The following is a 14,691-nucleotide window of genomic DNA, read 5'->3' as shown; positions in this document are numbered from 1 at the left end:
TGAAGAAAAGGATTCAGAATGCAAGAAAGGCTGGTGCATTTTTTCATGCCATCATATGTGAACGAAGCCAATCTAATCTATCTTTTATCTTCAGTACGTAAACGAAAGTTTCCCATGACCCGACAAGCCAAACATGTTCGGGTTCCTGTATACATATTATGCTTTATTACAGAGGGCGAAGGGGTTGTTGTACTGGATGGTGCGCTACAGAAGGTTCGTCCTCTCCAGTTATATTTGCTTGTACCCGGCATGATTGTGGAATTCCCGGAACAAGGCAGCACGTTCGAATATTATGGTGTATGGTTTGAACCGATTCGGCTAACCAAGACCAGAGGTAGATATGAAGCATTGCCTTCCTTGTCCTTATCCGGTGCACTCTCACCAGGGCATATTCCCGTGCATCATCCACAACAGATCCTCCAACAGATCGTGCAGTTGTATCATCACAGTCGGCAAGAACGAAATCGGGATTCATTGAATTTGAGAATTCAGTTAGAGCAATTGATCCAGAATATTATGAAGAATGAACCGGAACAGCCGGATACCGTAATGGATGAACGGGTTGAACGGAGCATCCTTTATATGGAGCAGCACTATACGGACAAAGTAAGCATTGAACAGCTGGCTGAAGCAGCAGGTGGCATGCCGCCGGTTGCTTTTTCACGTTTGTTCCGAAGTGAAACAGGTCTGCCACCAGTCGAGTACCTGAGCAATGTGCGCATGACCCATGCGAAACAGATGCTGAATACAAAGAACAGTCGAGTGAAGGAAGTGGCAGCTGCAGTCGGGTTTCGAAGTGAATTTTACTTTAGCCGCATGTTTCAGCGCATGGTGGGTGTATCCCCTACATTATATATGAAGCGAGGTAAGTTAAAGGTGGCTGTAGCATCCTCACTCGGATTCGACGACCATCTGAAATCAGTTGGAATCGAGCCGGTCTGTGTGGTGGATTTATTCCAGTATCCAGGTCAGAGCAATGAGCAGTATGCGGAACAATTGCACAGCCAACTGCTGGAATTGGAGCAGTCCAATCCGGATATGATCATCGCCGATCATTATCATACAGAGTTCAGAGAGCAGTTCAAACAAACGGCTGCGCCTGTATTTCTGGATTTCTCTGTGTGGGACTGGAAAGGAAACTTTGAGAAAATTGCCGAGTTGGTGAACCGGGAACGCGAGGCTGCGGAGATGCTGACTCGTCTGGATGTGCAGACTGAGACAACAGGCCAGACATTGCGCCGGATACTGGGCCAGGAACGGATCACTATCATGCAAGTGAGCCACAGGACGATTGGCATTCAGGGCAGGGTGAATCATCCGCTCAATGAATTGGTATACGGCGAGCTTGGTCTGCGTCCGGGCAATCAGGCTCCAGCAGAACTGTGGCGAATGGAGCTGCAACCGGAGGCGATGCCTGTATTGGATACGGAACATCTGTTAATTCATCATCATCATATTCTCGCCGGTAGTGACAAAATGTATGATGAGTTGACCAGAACGCCTGTATGGCCCCAAATTGCAGCGGTGAAGGATGGGAAAGTTAAGCGCATTCCCAATTGGTTTGTGATGAGCTGGACTCCGTTGGGTAGACAACGAATCATGAATGAATTAATGGCAGCCGTGGGTGAACATCAACAGCGATAAACAGCGCTGAACTGATAGTGTTTCAACAGGGATCGTACTGCAATAGGTAGTCTACTCATGTTAGGGAGAGTGAAGAATGAGACGTATTGGGCAAGGACGAACGGCTGAGATCTATGAGTACCCATCAAATCAGATTATGAAATTATACCATGCGGATTTTCCAGCCGAAGCCGTCCATAATGAGTTTCGAATTACCGAGGCAGTATTCCAAAAGGGCTTGCCTGTGCCACAGGCGAGGTTGTTTATGGATGATGAATCGCGTAAAGGGATTATATTTGAACGGATTGAAGGCAATACGATGTTATCCCTCATGATTCAGGAACCCTCGCTGATCGAAGAACTATCGCGTCAAATGGCAGACTTTCATCATAGCCTTCACGCCCAGCAGGATGATGAAGGAGCACTCCCCACACAAAAGCAGATTCTTACTGGGGCCATTCGAAATACCTTTCTACTGTCGGAAGAAGATAAGGTGCAGGTTATCAATTATATGTCGTCTCTTCCAGAGCGAAAGCAAATTTGTCATGGCGATTTTCATCCCGATAATGTCATGTTAAATGAAACGAGAGATCAATATTGGGTTATAGATTGGATGACAGGCATGTCGGGTGATCCAGCGGGTGATGTGGCACGAAGCTGGGTAATATTAATGAGCGGCACGTTGCCGGAGGATACAGACCTGGCTGTTCATAGGGGATTTGAATTGGCTCGCAATGTAATGCTGGATCATTATATCCAACATTACATCCAGATTTCCGGGATATCTCGCCAGGAGCTGGATGCCTGGATTTTGCCTGTCGCGGCTGCACGTCTAGACGAGAGGTTACCTGCAGTGGAAGCGGATCAGTTAATCAAGCTTGTGCAGGATCGTATTCGTCTGCTTAAATGACATATCTAGCTTAACTAACAAGGATAACGAGGTGAAGAAAGCCATGCTGAACGCATTAAAGGTCATACAATCTTACAAGTCAGGCCATCTCCCGGAGGGGGAGCAGCCACTGTGGCTGCAGCTGCTGGCAGCGGCAGAGCAGCCGAATATTAACCTGGAACGCATTCATTCTATAGCTGAGCTGGAAGGCACGAATCCGGTACTGGATTACGTAGAACGCACACTCCAGGTGCTGGAGCAGCTTCAAGTTTCTTTTTGGATGCGAGAAATTCTGGAGGATGTGCTGGTCTGGTCGGAAACGGCAAAGGCAGGATCACCGAAACAGCGGCGAAAATGGCAGAAACAGGGGGTTAACCTGTTCGTGCACAATGTGGGTTCAGCACAGGTATATGACATGTACGGAAGTATTGGACATTTGCATGGCAAGCAAGGACATCGTGAGGAGAAACATTCATCTCGATTGGAATCCCCGAGTGATTTATCAAATGATGATCCAAGTGGTAGTACACAAATTGTGCAAACAGCATATGGTTCACTCCCACCTCGGTATGAGATCATTCGTACCCTTATTGCCACACACGGACTTATTGGTCAGTACATAAGAGGAGAAATCCCCTTTGCCGAAAATGCCCCACTGCACTCGTTCATAACGCAAGGGTGGCTGACGGCAGATGAATTGCAGGCCATCCTGATCGCATTAAATGAATGCATCATTGCTGGCGTTGATCCATCGCTTTGGAATCAAGTTCAGGCTGAAGTGCAGCGTATCGTAGGCTGGATCATTACAGAGCCGGATCATACGGACTGGAATGTGAAGGAGCGGTTGTCACGCTTACGGAGCTCCTCTATACGTCAAGGAGAAGCGATAGATGAAGCATATGCCAAACTTCAAGCCCAGCTTGAGATAGAGAAACTTCTCGCTCCTCTGGCTCATCGGACCTTATGGTATGTGGAGTCAGCGATGCATGATTTTTCGTTGCAGGAGATGGTTAAGATCTTCCTTTTGACACTGCATAGTGAAGCTATGGTGTTATCTGTAGATGATTTGATTATGAACAGCACAGGTACAGGCATAGTAGCCGACGAAGAAGCAGTGGGCTCGAATTCGACTTCGCAGGAGCAACAATGGGATGTGGTAAGGCATATCAGCTTCGAACCTTTAATGAACACGATGTATTACGATTACAAAGGTGTCAAGAAACTGAATATTTACAAGAAACGAATGATTGAAAAGTATTTGGAGCAATATTCGTGGGAGCAGATTGAAGCAGGTGAGACGATTACTTACCCTCATCTGACACATCGGATTGAACGGCACCCGGATTTGAGGGATACGGTATTTGTGACATTTGAATTTTCCCCGGCGGCCGAGAAGCTAATTGCTTTTTGTATTGAAGCAGAAAAGTCTCCGTTATACGAAAAGGCTGTGCTGTTGTTATTTGACCTGTTTGGACTCCGTCGGGATGCGTATGATCGGTTCCATAATGAAGAGACGTATCTGGCCGACATGAACAGCTCAGGTGATTACAAGAAAGTACTGCTGGATTATATGGTTGGCAAACGTGTGCTCGATATCGGTCCCGGCGGCGGAATATTGCTCGATCTGATTGAACAGGAACGACCTGAGATGGAACCAATCGGCATTGATATTTCAGCGAATGTCATTGAGGCGTTGGAGCGCAAAAAGCAGCGGGAGGCACATCGCTGGCAAGTATTGAAGGGGGATGCTCTCCAACTGGATCAATACGTGCAGCCAGGCACGGTGGATACGGTTGTTTTTTCATCCATTCTGCATGAACTGTATTCGTATATTGAACGTGACGGACGAAGCTTTAACAGCGATACGGTCGTTGCTGCGCTGAGAAGTTCATTTAACGTGTTGTCACCCGGGGGCCGGATTCTGATTAGGGATGGTATCATGACTGAACCCGAAGCGCAGAAGCGTCGAATTCGATTCCTTGAACCGGATGGGATGCGATGGCTGGAGCGGTATGCGCAGGATTTCCAGGGACGCAGCATTGAATTTGAGCAGATCTCTGAGGACGAGGTGGTGCTGGATATTAACGATGCTATGGAATTTCTGTACACCTATACATGGGGCGAAGAAGCATATGTCCATGAGATTCAGGAGCAATTTGGCATATTTACCCCATCGGCATATGAGCACTGTATTCGCGAAGCGCTGGGTGAGCAAGCCGAGATTATTACATTCAGGCACTTTCTTCAGGAAGGATATACGGAGGCGCTTGGAGAACGAATTATATTTATGGATGAACAGGGTCAACCTGCACCTTTGCCAGACAGCACTTGCCTAATTGTAATTGAAAAGAAGAAAGGAATGGCGGACAGATGACGAATGAAGCCAACACGGCTTTATATTTTGTAAGGCACGCGCAGTCTGAATATATGGAAGGGCAGGAACGCGAGCGAGGTCTGACGGAACAAGGAAAAAGGGATGCGGCGACCGTCGCGGGTCTGCTCCACCGGGAGCAGATACAATCGTTTTATTCCAGCCCGTATAGACGGGCCGTGGATACGATTCAGGGGTTGGCCGAAGTTTCAGGTGGCATTGTGGTCACCGAAGAGGATTTGCGTGAGCGTGAGCTGTCAGGTTCTGAAGTGAAGCATGAACATTTTCAGGAAGCCAAACAAAGGCTCTATGATGATCCTGCATTTGCTTATTCAGGTGGAGAATCCGGTGAAGTCGCTGGGGCGCGGGCAATCGCTGTTATACAGCGTATCCTGGATAGGCATCCGGGACAAAAAATAGTGATTGGCACCCATGGGGACATCATGACCCTGATTTTCAATTATTATGATCCGTCCTATGGTTATGACTTCTGGGCAAACACAACGATGCCGGACATATACAAACTGGAGTTTGATCGTGATGGTAGGCTGGTTCAGGTAACACGATTGTGGGAAGAGCAGGTGTAGTTTCTCTAGGTAACACGTTCTAACGACGTTAGGAGGCGATGATACTGAACCTCAAGTTGGTAGAGTCCTTTATGGAGCAACAAATCCGTTTTAATGACAATAAAAGTTTATTTTATAATGGAGGCAAGTCTACATTAGGGCCATCTCCGCGAACGTTGTGCTGGCTAATGGAATATCGCGCTCAAGTGGCAAAAGCATTAGAACGTATTTTTACAGATGGATTATTGAATCATTTTACAATTAAACTAGCAGAGCAAGGAGTCCGCCATTTTATCCAGGTGAACCAGTTTATGCAGTTTACTAGCAATGACAAGTTGCAATTGGCAGAATTATATAAAGATCAATTTATGCGAATCTGGTCTCTTTTGCAGAATGAGAGGGCAGAGGAAGAGGTATTACAGCAATTTTTCCAGAAGCATTATCAACAGTTAAGAACATTTCTAATACAGACCAATGGCGAGGAATTGTTTAAAAAATATACAATGGATCCACTTCTGTTCTGGGTGCCTTGTGAGGAGTATTCGGCGGATCTGCAGGTATCCTGGCTCGGCTTGGATATAGAGCACCTGCATCCGCCGGTGCTTGATCTTGGCTGTGGCCCGCAGGCCAATTTGGTCCATTTTTTACGTGGAAAAAAGATAGAAGCTTATGGGATGGACAGACAGGTGGAGGAATCGGAAGAGCGGCCGTTTTTGCGACGTGTGGGCTGGATGGAATCTTCATTTGAACAAGAACAGTGGGGGACAATAATATCCCATTTGGCATTCTCCAACCATTTTACACATCATCATCTCAAGGCAGACGGCGAACCGGAAGTATACGCTCAGAAATATATGGAGCTTTTAAGAGCGCTAAAACCAGGAGGTTCCTTCTTCTATGCGCCGAGTGTTCCTTTCATAGAGTCATTCGTAAATCAACTTCCCCAGTACTTTGTATGTCGAAGCTGGATAACACCAACACAGCAAATGACGCGAATTACACGGCTGGACTAGATGAAAAAGGGGGAGAGCCAAATGAAGATTACGTTTATGCCGGATACGTACACTGTTGAAGAGCTGAAAGTCCCTAACTTGCAAGATAGGATGTACTGCATATTTGATCTAGAGGGCACAGGGATTAACCCGGCAGAGGAGAGTGTGACCCAATTTGGTGCAATGAACTACAAAAAAGGAGAATCATTAGATTCAACGTTCACTTCACTTGTACGCGCCTCTAGGCCGATTCCAGAAGCGGTCGCGAAGTTAACGGGTATTTCAAATGAGGATATGATCCAGGCTCCCTCATTTGCAGAAGCATACCAGGCTTTTCTGGAATTCATCGGGGATAAGGTATTAGTCACGCAGGCGGGTTATGAGTATGATTTGCCCATATTGAAACGACATTGTGATATGAATGGGCTGATGATGTTTTCCAATCCGGTGTTGGATACAAAAGCGATGTTTACATATATTCATCCTGAAATCTCCGAGGTCATCTCTACCGATTTCCTGATCCGGTATTATGAACTGAATACAGACGGAATTCACAGGCACAATGCCTTGGCCGATTGTGGTGTGATTGCTCGTATTTTCGAACATGTCCTGAATGAATATCAGGCTCTTGAATTGGATCATTTTACTGCGGATGGGAACCATGAGATGAAGCGTTTTGTGATTCCTGAGATGTATTTGACAGCGTCGAATGGAGGAGGGAAGCCAGATGAGTAGAGTGGATGCAGATAAATTGCTGGCTGATTTGAATGCGGGGCTGATTATTAATCAGCAGACATTCGAAGGACTGGAAGTGGAAGCCTATCTGGATCAACGGGATGCTTCCGAATTTGCCGATGAGTGGATGCAGGCATTTGAACGGTTTGCTCAGAATTCTGACGTCGTGGAAGAAGAAGTGCTTCGTGTTTGCAGGGAACTGGCTTTCAAACGAACGATTGCTCTTGCGGGCGATCCGGAACTAGCGGGATATGTCAGTGATGATATTGGGTTGATTGGTGCTGCTCTATTACAGGATGAAATGCAGAATTTATTTGTTAAGCAATTACTTGAACGTTATCAACAAGGTACATTACCCCTGCGTTAAGCGGGGGTGACGGTTGTATATTCTTTTCGTTTGTATAAAAAAATAGCTTCGAATGTGTATTGTGAGTTTTGCACAGCATAAGGTACAATTCATCTAAGCATTGAGTGAGAATGATAATCATTATTTATAAAACATGTTCTCACCGATACAACAACAGATTACATAGGGGTGAAGGGTATCATGGTAAGGTTCAGTAAAGGGTTCAAAGGGTGGACTATCATACTGCTACTCATGGTTGTAGTTATATCGGGCTGTAGTGCAAATTCTGAGTCAAAAGCAGAACAGGCTCCTGCATCTGGGACCGCAGTATCAGATGGCAGTACATCTGAAACAACAGAAAAAGAAGCTGAGACACGTGTTGTTCAGGATGAATTCGGCGATGTGACGATTCCGGTGCATCCTCAGCGGATTGCTGGTATCTATGTGGAGGATTATCTGAAAGCACTAGATATTACACCTGTAGTTCAATGGTATCACCCGTTGTGGGGAGTGCAGGAATATCTGGATCTGGATGTGCCTCAATTTGATACTACAGGAAGCATTGAGGCTTTGTTGCAATATGATCCGGATCTCATCATTGTGGATGGCGGAGTGGACATGGAGAAATATGAGATGTATTCAAAGGTGGCACCGACGTATCGCCTGCCTGAAGATATTCTACAGGATTCCAATAAAATTTTAACAACCATTGCGGATGTTGTCGGTAAACCAGACAAGGGTAAAGAAGTTGTTGCGGCATTTGAAGCCAAGATTGCAGACGCTAAGGCGAAGCTTCAGGAAGCCGTTGGGGATGAGACCGTAGCGGTTGTCCGACTGAATATCAGCAATAATACATTGGCATTGTTCGGTGTGAAAAATCGATTTACCGGATTTATTTATTCGGAGCTTGGTCTAACACCTCATCCACTGGTCGGCAACATGGAAGAATATCAGGAAATCCTGTCCGAAGAGGCTTTTCCAGAGCTTGATGCGGATCACATTATTGTATTTCCATCCAATGGAGAGTGGTCATCTCCAGAGAACAAGGAAGCTTTGAAGGTGCTGGATAGCAAGTTGTGGAAATCTCTCCCGGCAGTCAAAAACAACCATGTGTACATGATGGAAAGATCCTATTGGCAATCAGGTGCGATTACGGCAAACACATTGAAGATTGATGATCTCTTGCAAAAAATGACGCCATAAGACTTTTCCATAAGAAAGTTCTTCCCTTAGGGTTGAAGAGCTTTCTTTTTTCGTTTACACTGTTGTAAATGATAACAATTCTCAATTAAGGAAGATGAATATGTGTCCCACGATTGTACAACTGATTCCCAAGCCCTGGTTATGCATGCTTCAACATATGAAATACATGGATTATAGCCAAGTCGATATCGCCAATAGGCAGACATATAACATGACATCATCACACGCTCTTTTCGTAGTGACGGGTGGGCATGGCTCAATAGATTCTTTGGATAATAGGGACACTCGCCTGGAAAAAGGGATGATTCTGTTTGTTCCGGCTGGACGTACCATTGTGATTGAAGGCTCCAGTGAGTTGCAATATTACAGACTTGAACTGATGGTAGCTGAGGTGAAAGAAGATACGTCCAGTAGGTTGAGTATAAAAGACGAAACGGCGCAACAAGGGCTTCCAGTCTTGATTTCAGATCCAGATCGGTTGCCTCTTATTGAGCTGAATTATAGTCCATGGAGTTCCTGTCTGAAATCGGTAGAACAGATATCGCGTGGCCAGACTGCTCATGATTGGCTGGATCAATGGGAGATGCAACTGCGTTTCCAGGAGTGGTTCCGAGTGCTGCTTCGGCAAAATGATCCCGAGATTGAATCGCCGGATGACCGTACTCGGCTTCAAAGCTCTATTCGTTATATTCGCGAACACTATGATCAGCCCATAACAGTTGACGATCTGGCAGCAGAGATCCGGCTTACCAGATCCAGTTATACCCGACAATTCAAGGAGATCACAGGCAAGCTTCCGCTTGATTATGTAAATGCTGTACGATTGGAGCATTCCAAACTACTGTTGCAGATGACCGATGATCGCTTGCATGATATTGCACAGAATGTGGGATTTAATAACGAATATTATTTCGGTCGCCGATTCAAGCAATATGCAGGTGTTTCTCCAGGGATGTATCGGCGCCATTACCGTCAAGAAGTACGTGTGTTTGCACCGTATCTGGAGGATTTTGTACTGGCTCTTGGAATAAAACCCGTGTTGCAGTGCTCCCATCGCTCATGGGGAAGGCAGCATTATTTGGGAATGGAAGATATCCCTGAATTCGATGTTACTCGGATAGATGCAGGTTTTAATGAAACGAATGTGCCTGAATTTATTATGTTGAACGACGGGTATAAACGCTGGAATCTGGATCGGTTTGAGCAAGTAGCACCGACGTTTTATATGGAGCACGAGGGTGAGGACTGGCGTTCCATTTTGAAATCCACAGCGGATGTGCTGGGAAAGGTAAGTCGGGTGCAGGATGTAATAGGTGATTATGAGGAAAAGGCGCAGGAAGCCAAGAAACGTTTGACACGTCATATGCGTGGCCAAACCGTCGCTTTTTTGCGTATTTCTGCATCGGAAATTACACTCTATGGAAATCAATACGGTTATGTAGGACCTGTACTGTATCAGGATCTCGGATTAACCCCGCATGTTCGTGTTCAGCAATGGGCGAGTCAAAGTAGAAGAGTCGGTATTGGGCTTGAGCAGCTATGTCAGCTTGAGGCAGATCATCTCTTTATCACATTTGATAATATGGATTCTGCCTACCCCGGAGAGGAACGGAAGCTCCTGGAGAGAGAGGAGTGGAAACGGCTGCCTGCAGTGAAAAGCGGTCACGTATATGAGGTGGATTTTATGACTTGGATGAATTATGGAGTTATTTCACACGGAAAGAAAATCGATGACATATTGCGGTTTATGGCCTGAATTAGACTTGAGTAATGTAAAATCTCCGGAACCACTATACTTCCAAGGTAGTTGCATTCCCAATCCTTTTATTTCATTTTTTCTTTTTCTTGCTCTTAGCGGTATTTAGCGTATTGACGAAGGCAGTTGTCTTGTTTTCGATCGCACACAATCGCTGACATGGCTGAGAATAAATCAAAGGCGTGGTCGCCTGACAACCTGAATAAGATTATGGAAGCATTAGAGCTTAATGACATATCTCAATTAATTCATTACGAAAAGGAGCAGAGGGGATAACCTCACTGCTTCTTTTTATTCTTAACTGACCTCTTTGATCAATTCCTCGTTATTATTTCGCACATTACCTACTGCAGAATCTACCTTGTATGCTATCATTTCATCGGCATCATGCGGGCTGAGAAGCCTCAGAACGCTTTCCTTGTCCGATTCCTTGTTTAGCCAATCCGCTTCATCTTGCGGCCGGAGAATGACTGGCATACGATCGTGGATGTCCGCCATAAGACTGTTAGGTTCCGTAGTAATGATAGTGCAAGTTGAAAGCTTGTTACCTTCTGGATCAATCCAAGTATCGTATAGGCCAGCAAGCGAGAAGATGGAGTCATCTTTCATTAAAATCCGCATTGGTTGCTTTACGGATCCATCCTTTTTCCATTCATAAAATCCCGAGCATGGGATGATACAACGCTTGGAACTGATCAGGCGTTTAAAGGCTGGTTTCTCTGTGAGTGTCTCTGCACGGGCGTTAATCATCTTATTGCCTATTTTTTCATCCTTGGCCCAATTAGGAACTAGACCCCATCGGAGCGACCCCAATCGATTACCGTCTTTGCTACCGATAATTGTCGGGATGAATTGCATAGGCGCAGCGTTGTAATTAGGTTTGTATTCAAATCCTTCAGCAATAGAAGCATAGTACCTGTCCATATTCTTCGATTTGATCTGTAATCGTGAATCTTCCGCACATATCGAAGCCTCCTTTAAAACGCTATAGTATGTAATTTAACTCAAATCTTAAACGTTAGAAACGGGTAATATGTGGAGTTTATGCGAAATAACATGGGAAAACAGCAACGTATGCAGGCAGGTTTGCATATGAGCAAAATATATAGAAAAAAGCCTGTTCACTGCTGAACGGGCTTTTTGGTGTGGTATTACTCAGGTGATCCAGGAGATTTAGTTTTTCTCCATAACAGCAAAGTAATTGTTTTCATCATCTGCAAAGTTGAATACTCTTCCGCCAGGCATCGTTACAATCTCGCCAACCGTAACTTGTTTATTGGATAAGTGAGTGTAAAGTTGATCCAGGTTATCTGTGAAAAGCATAAGAGATGGTGTGCCAAGGTTTAATTCAGGGGACATTTTGGCAACGAATTCTTTGTCGTGCAGAATAATGGTGGTTTGAGCATCCTTCACAGGAGCAATCTCGATCCAGCGCATTCCATTCCCATTGACTTCGTTAACGATATGGAAACCTGCTTTTTCTGTCCAAAATTGAAGAGCCTTATCCTGATCATTTACATACAACATAATTTGTCCGACTTGAGTAAACATTGATTTACACTCCTTATATACGTAGTTGATCATGGTTGAAGCAGGTATGCCTTGGGATGTATCTTTTTAGATTGAGTCAAGCTTTATATTACCATATATGAGCACCTGTCATACAACTTCAATTCAAGCACAAAAAGAGGAAGCATATGTCCTTGACTGCCGCATTGCGACATACCATTAGATAAAGGACAATTCGAGCGAACGAATTGCCTTTTAAGCACAGCCATGTAATGGCAGATGGGAGCGCTGTAATGACGAAACGGGTAGTTCTATTGGAAGAAGGTACGGCAGAGATGAAAGGGCTAATGGGTAGTAAAGGGGCTGAACTTGCGGCGTTGCTCCAGGCAGGTTGGCCCGTTCCGGCCGGATTCATTGTAACAAAGGAAGGCTGTCGCGCATTCTGTACCCGTCTTGCACATCTTTCAGCTGAAGGAACCCAAGAGATTGGCAGCGCAATTCAGCATCTTGAGCAGCAATCCGGCAAATTCTTCGGCGATTCCTTAACACCGCTGCTGCTTACCGTCCGGTCAAGTGAATCGAGTTCCCGTAATACGGCATCCCATGCTTTGCTTCATGTAGGACTGAATGATGTGACGGTGGAGGGGCTCGCTAAGCAAACGAATGATCGTCAGTATGCCCTTAATTGTTATCGAATTTTATTACAAGATTATGGTCAACTGGTGTACGACATTCCGTATGACCTATTTGAAGAAAAATGGGAAGACATCTCGATACTCGATGAAGCGAATCTAGAATTCGCCATCGCGGAATATAAACGTTTAATAGAAGAGAGAGGACGTCATCCGTTCCCTCAGGATGTGCAGTTACAGTTAAAACAAGTGATGCGTGCAGTTTCTGATTCACAACGTGTTATAAGGCCCAACTCCCAACAAGAACTTCTTCGTAATCCTTCTCATTTCTCCGATGAAACTCAAGGAGCAGCTGTTCTTATACAGGTGATGGTCAATGGCGAGCGTGGTGACCGCAGCGGGTTCGGAACGGTATATTCTCGTCACCCAGGTACCGGGGAACGAGGTATGACAGGGGATTACATTTCAACTGATGCTTCTCGGCGTTCGAATGAAGGACTGGATCAACTGCGGAATGAAGAGTCTGAACTGTATGGTCTTTTGCAGGATGCTTGCGGTTATCTGGAGTCCCACACGAGAGAGGTACAGGAGATCCAATTTGTTGTGGATTCTGGGACCCTGTATCTTGTGGAAATTAGTGAAGCAAGGTTAACCTCACAGGCGACGCTGAGGAGTACTGTAGATCTTGTGGATGAAGAGGTAATCACCAAAGAGGATGCCATATTACGTATCCAGCCTTGGCATGTGACGGAATTGCTGAAAGCATCTTCAACTTTATCACCCGAGTTACAGCTCCTACTTGAATGGGCAGATGAAATGAAGGGGCTTACAATACTTTCGAATGTGGATCATCCAAAGGACGCCGTGAAGGCCCGTTCGTTAGGGGCTGAGGGCATTGGATTGTGTCGGACAGAACAACTGTTGTTGTCTGTTTCGAGATTTCCTTTTGTACAGAAAATGATTCTGGCAGACAGCGAAGCTGACCGCAAACGTGGACTGGAACGTCTGTTGCCGATGCAACAGGCTGATTTTGAACAACTCTTCGAAGCGATGGATGGTTATCCGGTAACTATTCGATTGCTTGATCCGCCGCTGCATGAGCTGCTGCCTGATATTGAAAGGTTAAACGAACGACGTGAGCAGTTGGCTCTCAGCAAATTAGAGGAAAATAACACCGAAGTGCAGGAGCTTGAGCGTGTCATCCGCAGGGTGCTGAAATTGCATGAACAATATCCGTTGCTAGGACAGCAGGACTGTCGACTGGGAACCGTGTTCCCGGAAATCTACGATATGCAGCTTGAAGCCATTTTTCGTGCAGCGGTGAAGGGCATTCGCCAAGGGCAGTGGGTACGGCCTGAGATTATGATTCCTTTGGTGGGTCATGCCAATGAACTTCAGGTCATGAGAGATCTGGTGGATCATGTAGCGGACCAGGTACTTGGAGAGGAGAAGCGTCACTGTCTTTACAGAGTGGGAGCACGGATTGAAGTTCCTCGAGCGGCACTGACTGCAGCTACTATCGCACGTCATGCGGACTTCTTCTCGTTTGGCACCGATGAGCTGACACAGATGACGTTTGGTTACAGTCGTCACAATACGGAGAAGCCAATCCTTCATTTTGTTGAGCCACAACGCTCACTGCCCAGCAATCCATTTCAGGTACTGGATATTGACGGAGTGGGGCAATTGGTAGAGATGGCTCTCGTTCAGGGCCGAATTCGAAAACCTCATCTAAAAGCAGGCATCTGTGGCGAGAATGCAGCCGATCCGGCTTCCATTGCTTTTTGCCACCGGATTGGTCTGGATTATGTAAGCTGTCTTCCAGAACAGGTACCGCTTGCCCGTATCGCTGCCGCACAGGCGGCACTCCTTGCCCAGAAGCAGGACTCAAATGAAAACAGGCAGGACGGCGATATATCGACGATTGCGTAATGCTTCTGGTAAGCGATTAATGAGGTAATTGGATCGGCAGATGGTATAATACGGAAATGATAGAGAGACAAAAGCTTTTGTGAACATAACTTGTTTATGGTGTTCACTTGTCTACTGTCAACGTATGATGACCACCT

At 45.7% G+C, this 14,691-nt stretch carries 11 protein-coding genes and 1 pseudogene; 10 read left to right on the top strand and 2 right to left on the bottom strand.

Annotation, left to right across the window (positions count from 1 at the left end; genetic code table 11):
* Positions 1–18: 18 nt before the first annotated feature.
* The 9 genes from gpAD87_RS13855 to gpAD87_RS13815 all read left to right on the top strand — a co-directional run bounded on the left by gpAD87_RS13855 (position 19) and on the right by gpAD87_RS13815 (position 10,481).
* Complete coding sequence (locus tag gpAD87_RS13855) at positions 19–1,644, top strand: helix-turn-helix domain-containing protein (RefSeq protein WP_064638894.1); 1,626 nt, start codon at positions 19–21, stop codon at positions 1,642–1,644.
* A gap of 76 nt (positions 1,645–1,720) precedes the next feature.
* Positions 1,721–2,533 (top strand): phosphotransferase family protein, encoded by an 813-nt coding sequence (locus tag gpAD87_RS13850; protein WP_064638893.1) that lies wholly within the window; start codon positions 1,721–1,723, stop codon positions 2,531–2,533.
* A gap of 43 nt (positions 2,534–2,576) precedes the next feature.
* Positions 2,577–4,886, top strand: a complete 2,310-nt coding sequence (locus gpAD87_RS13845) for a class I SAM-dependent methyltransferase (RefSeq protein WP_064638892.1) — start codon at positions 2,577–2,579, stop codon at positions 4,884–4,886.
* The gene (locus gpAD87_RS13840) at positions 4,883–5,470 is read left to right on the top strand and encodes a histidine phosphatase family protein (protein ID WP_064638891.1); all 588 of its coding nucleotides are present in this window, start codon (positions 4,883–4,885) and stop codon (positions 5,468–5,470) included. Before gpAD87_RS13845 ends, gpAD87_RS13840 begins: the two co-directional genes overlap by 4 nt.
* A gap of 71 nt (positions 5,471–5,541) precedes the next feature.
* On the top strand, positions 5,542–6,462 hold the full coding sequence (locus gpAD87_RS13835) for a class I SAM-dependent methyltransferase (RefSeq protein ID WP_197521420.1): 921 nt from the start codon (positions 5,542–5,544) through the stop codon (positions 6,460–6,462).
* Between the two features lie 21 nt (positions 6,463–6,483).
* Entirely contained in the window at positions 6,484–7,176 is a 693-nt protein-coding gene (locus gpAD87_RS13830) for a 3'-5' exonuclease (RefSeq protein ID WP_064638890.1), read from the top strand.
* Positions 7,169–7,543, top strand: a complete 375-nt coding sequence (locus tag gpAD87_RS13825; protein ID WP_064638889.1) for a hypothetical protein — start codon at positions 7,169–7,171, stop codon at positions 7,541–7,543. The genes gpAD87_RS13830 and gpAD87_RS13825 overlap by 8 nt, the downstream gene beginning before the upstream one ends.
* Before the next feature lie 231 nt (positions 7,544–7,774).
* Entirely contained in the window at positions 7,775–8,725 is a 951-nt protein-coding gene (locus gpAD87_RS13820; protein ID WP_231952563.1) for an ABC transporter substrate-binding protein, read from the top strand.
* 157 nt (positions 8,726–8,882) lie between these two features.
* A complete protein-coding gene (locus gpAD87_RS13815; protein WP_231952560.1) occupies positions 8,883–10,481 on the top strand; it encodes an AraC family transcriptional regulator in 1,599 nt (532 codons plus the stop codon).
* 297 nt (positions 10,482–10,778) lie between these two features.
* Here gpAD87_RS13815 and gpAD87_RS13810 read toward each other — a convergent pair.
* Positions 10,779–11,445, bottom strand: a pseudogene (locus gpAD87_RS13810) (SOS response-associated peptidase).
* Positions 11,446–11,654: 209 nt separating this feature from the next.
* Complete coding sequence (locus gpAD87_RS13805) at positions 11,655–12,032, bottom strand: VOC family protein (RefSeq protein ID WP_053779906.1); 378 nt, start codon at positions 12,030–12,032, stop codon at positions 11,655–11,657.
* 251 nt (positions 12,033–12,283) lie between these two features.
* Between gpAD87_RS13805 and gpAD87_RS13800 the strand changes: the two genes are divergently transcribed.
* Positions 12,284–14,554 carry a putative PEP-binding protein gene (locus gpAD87_RS13800; RefSeq protein WP_064638887.1) on the top strand — a complete coding sequence of 757 codons (2,271 nt, stop codon included), beginning with the start codon at positions 12,284–12,286 and terminating at the stop codon, positions 14,552–14,554.
* The last annotated feature ends 137 nt before the right edge of the window (positions 14,555–14,691 follow it).

This window comes from Paenibacillus sp. AD87, assembly GCF_001659845.1.
Classification (GTDB): domain Bacteria; phylum Bacillota; class Bacilli; order Paenibacillales; family Paenibacillaceae; genus Paenibacillus; species Paenibacillus marchantiae.
Note: the sequence above shows the minus strand (reverse complement) of the source record. Positions and strands in the feature narration are given on the sequence as shown.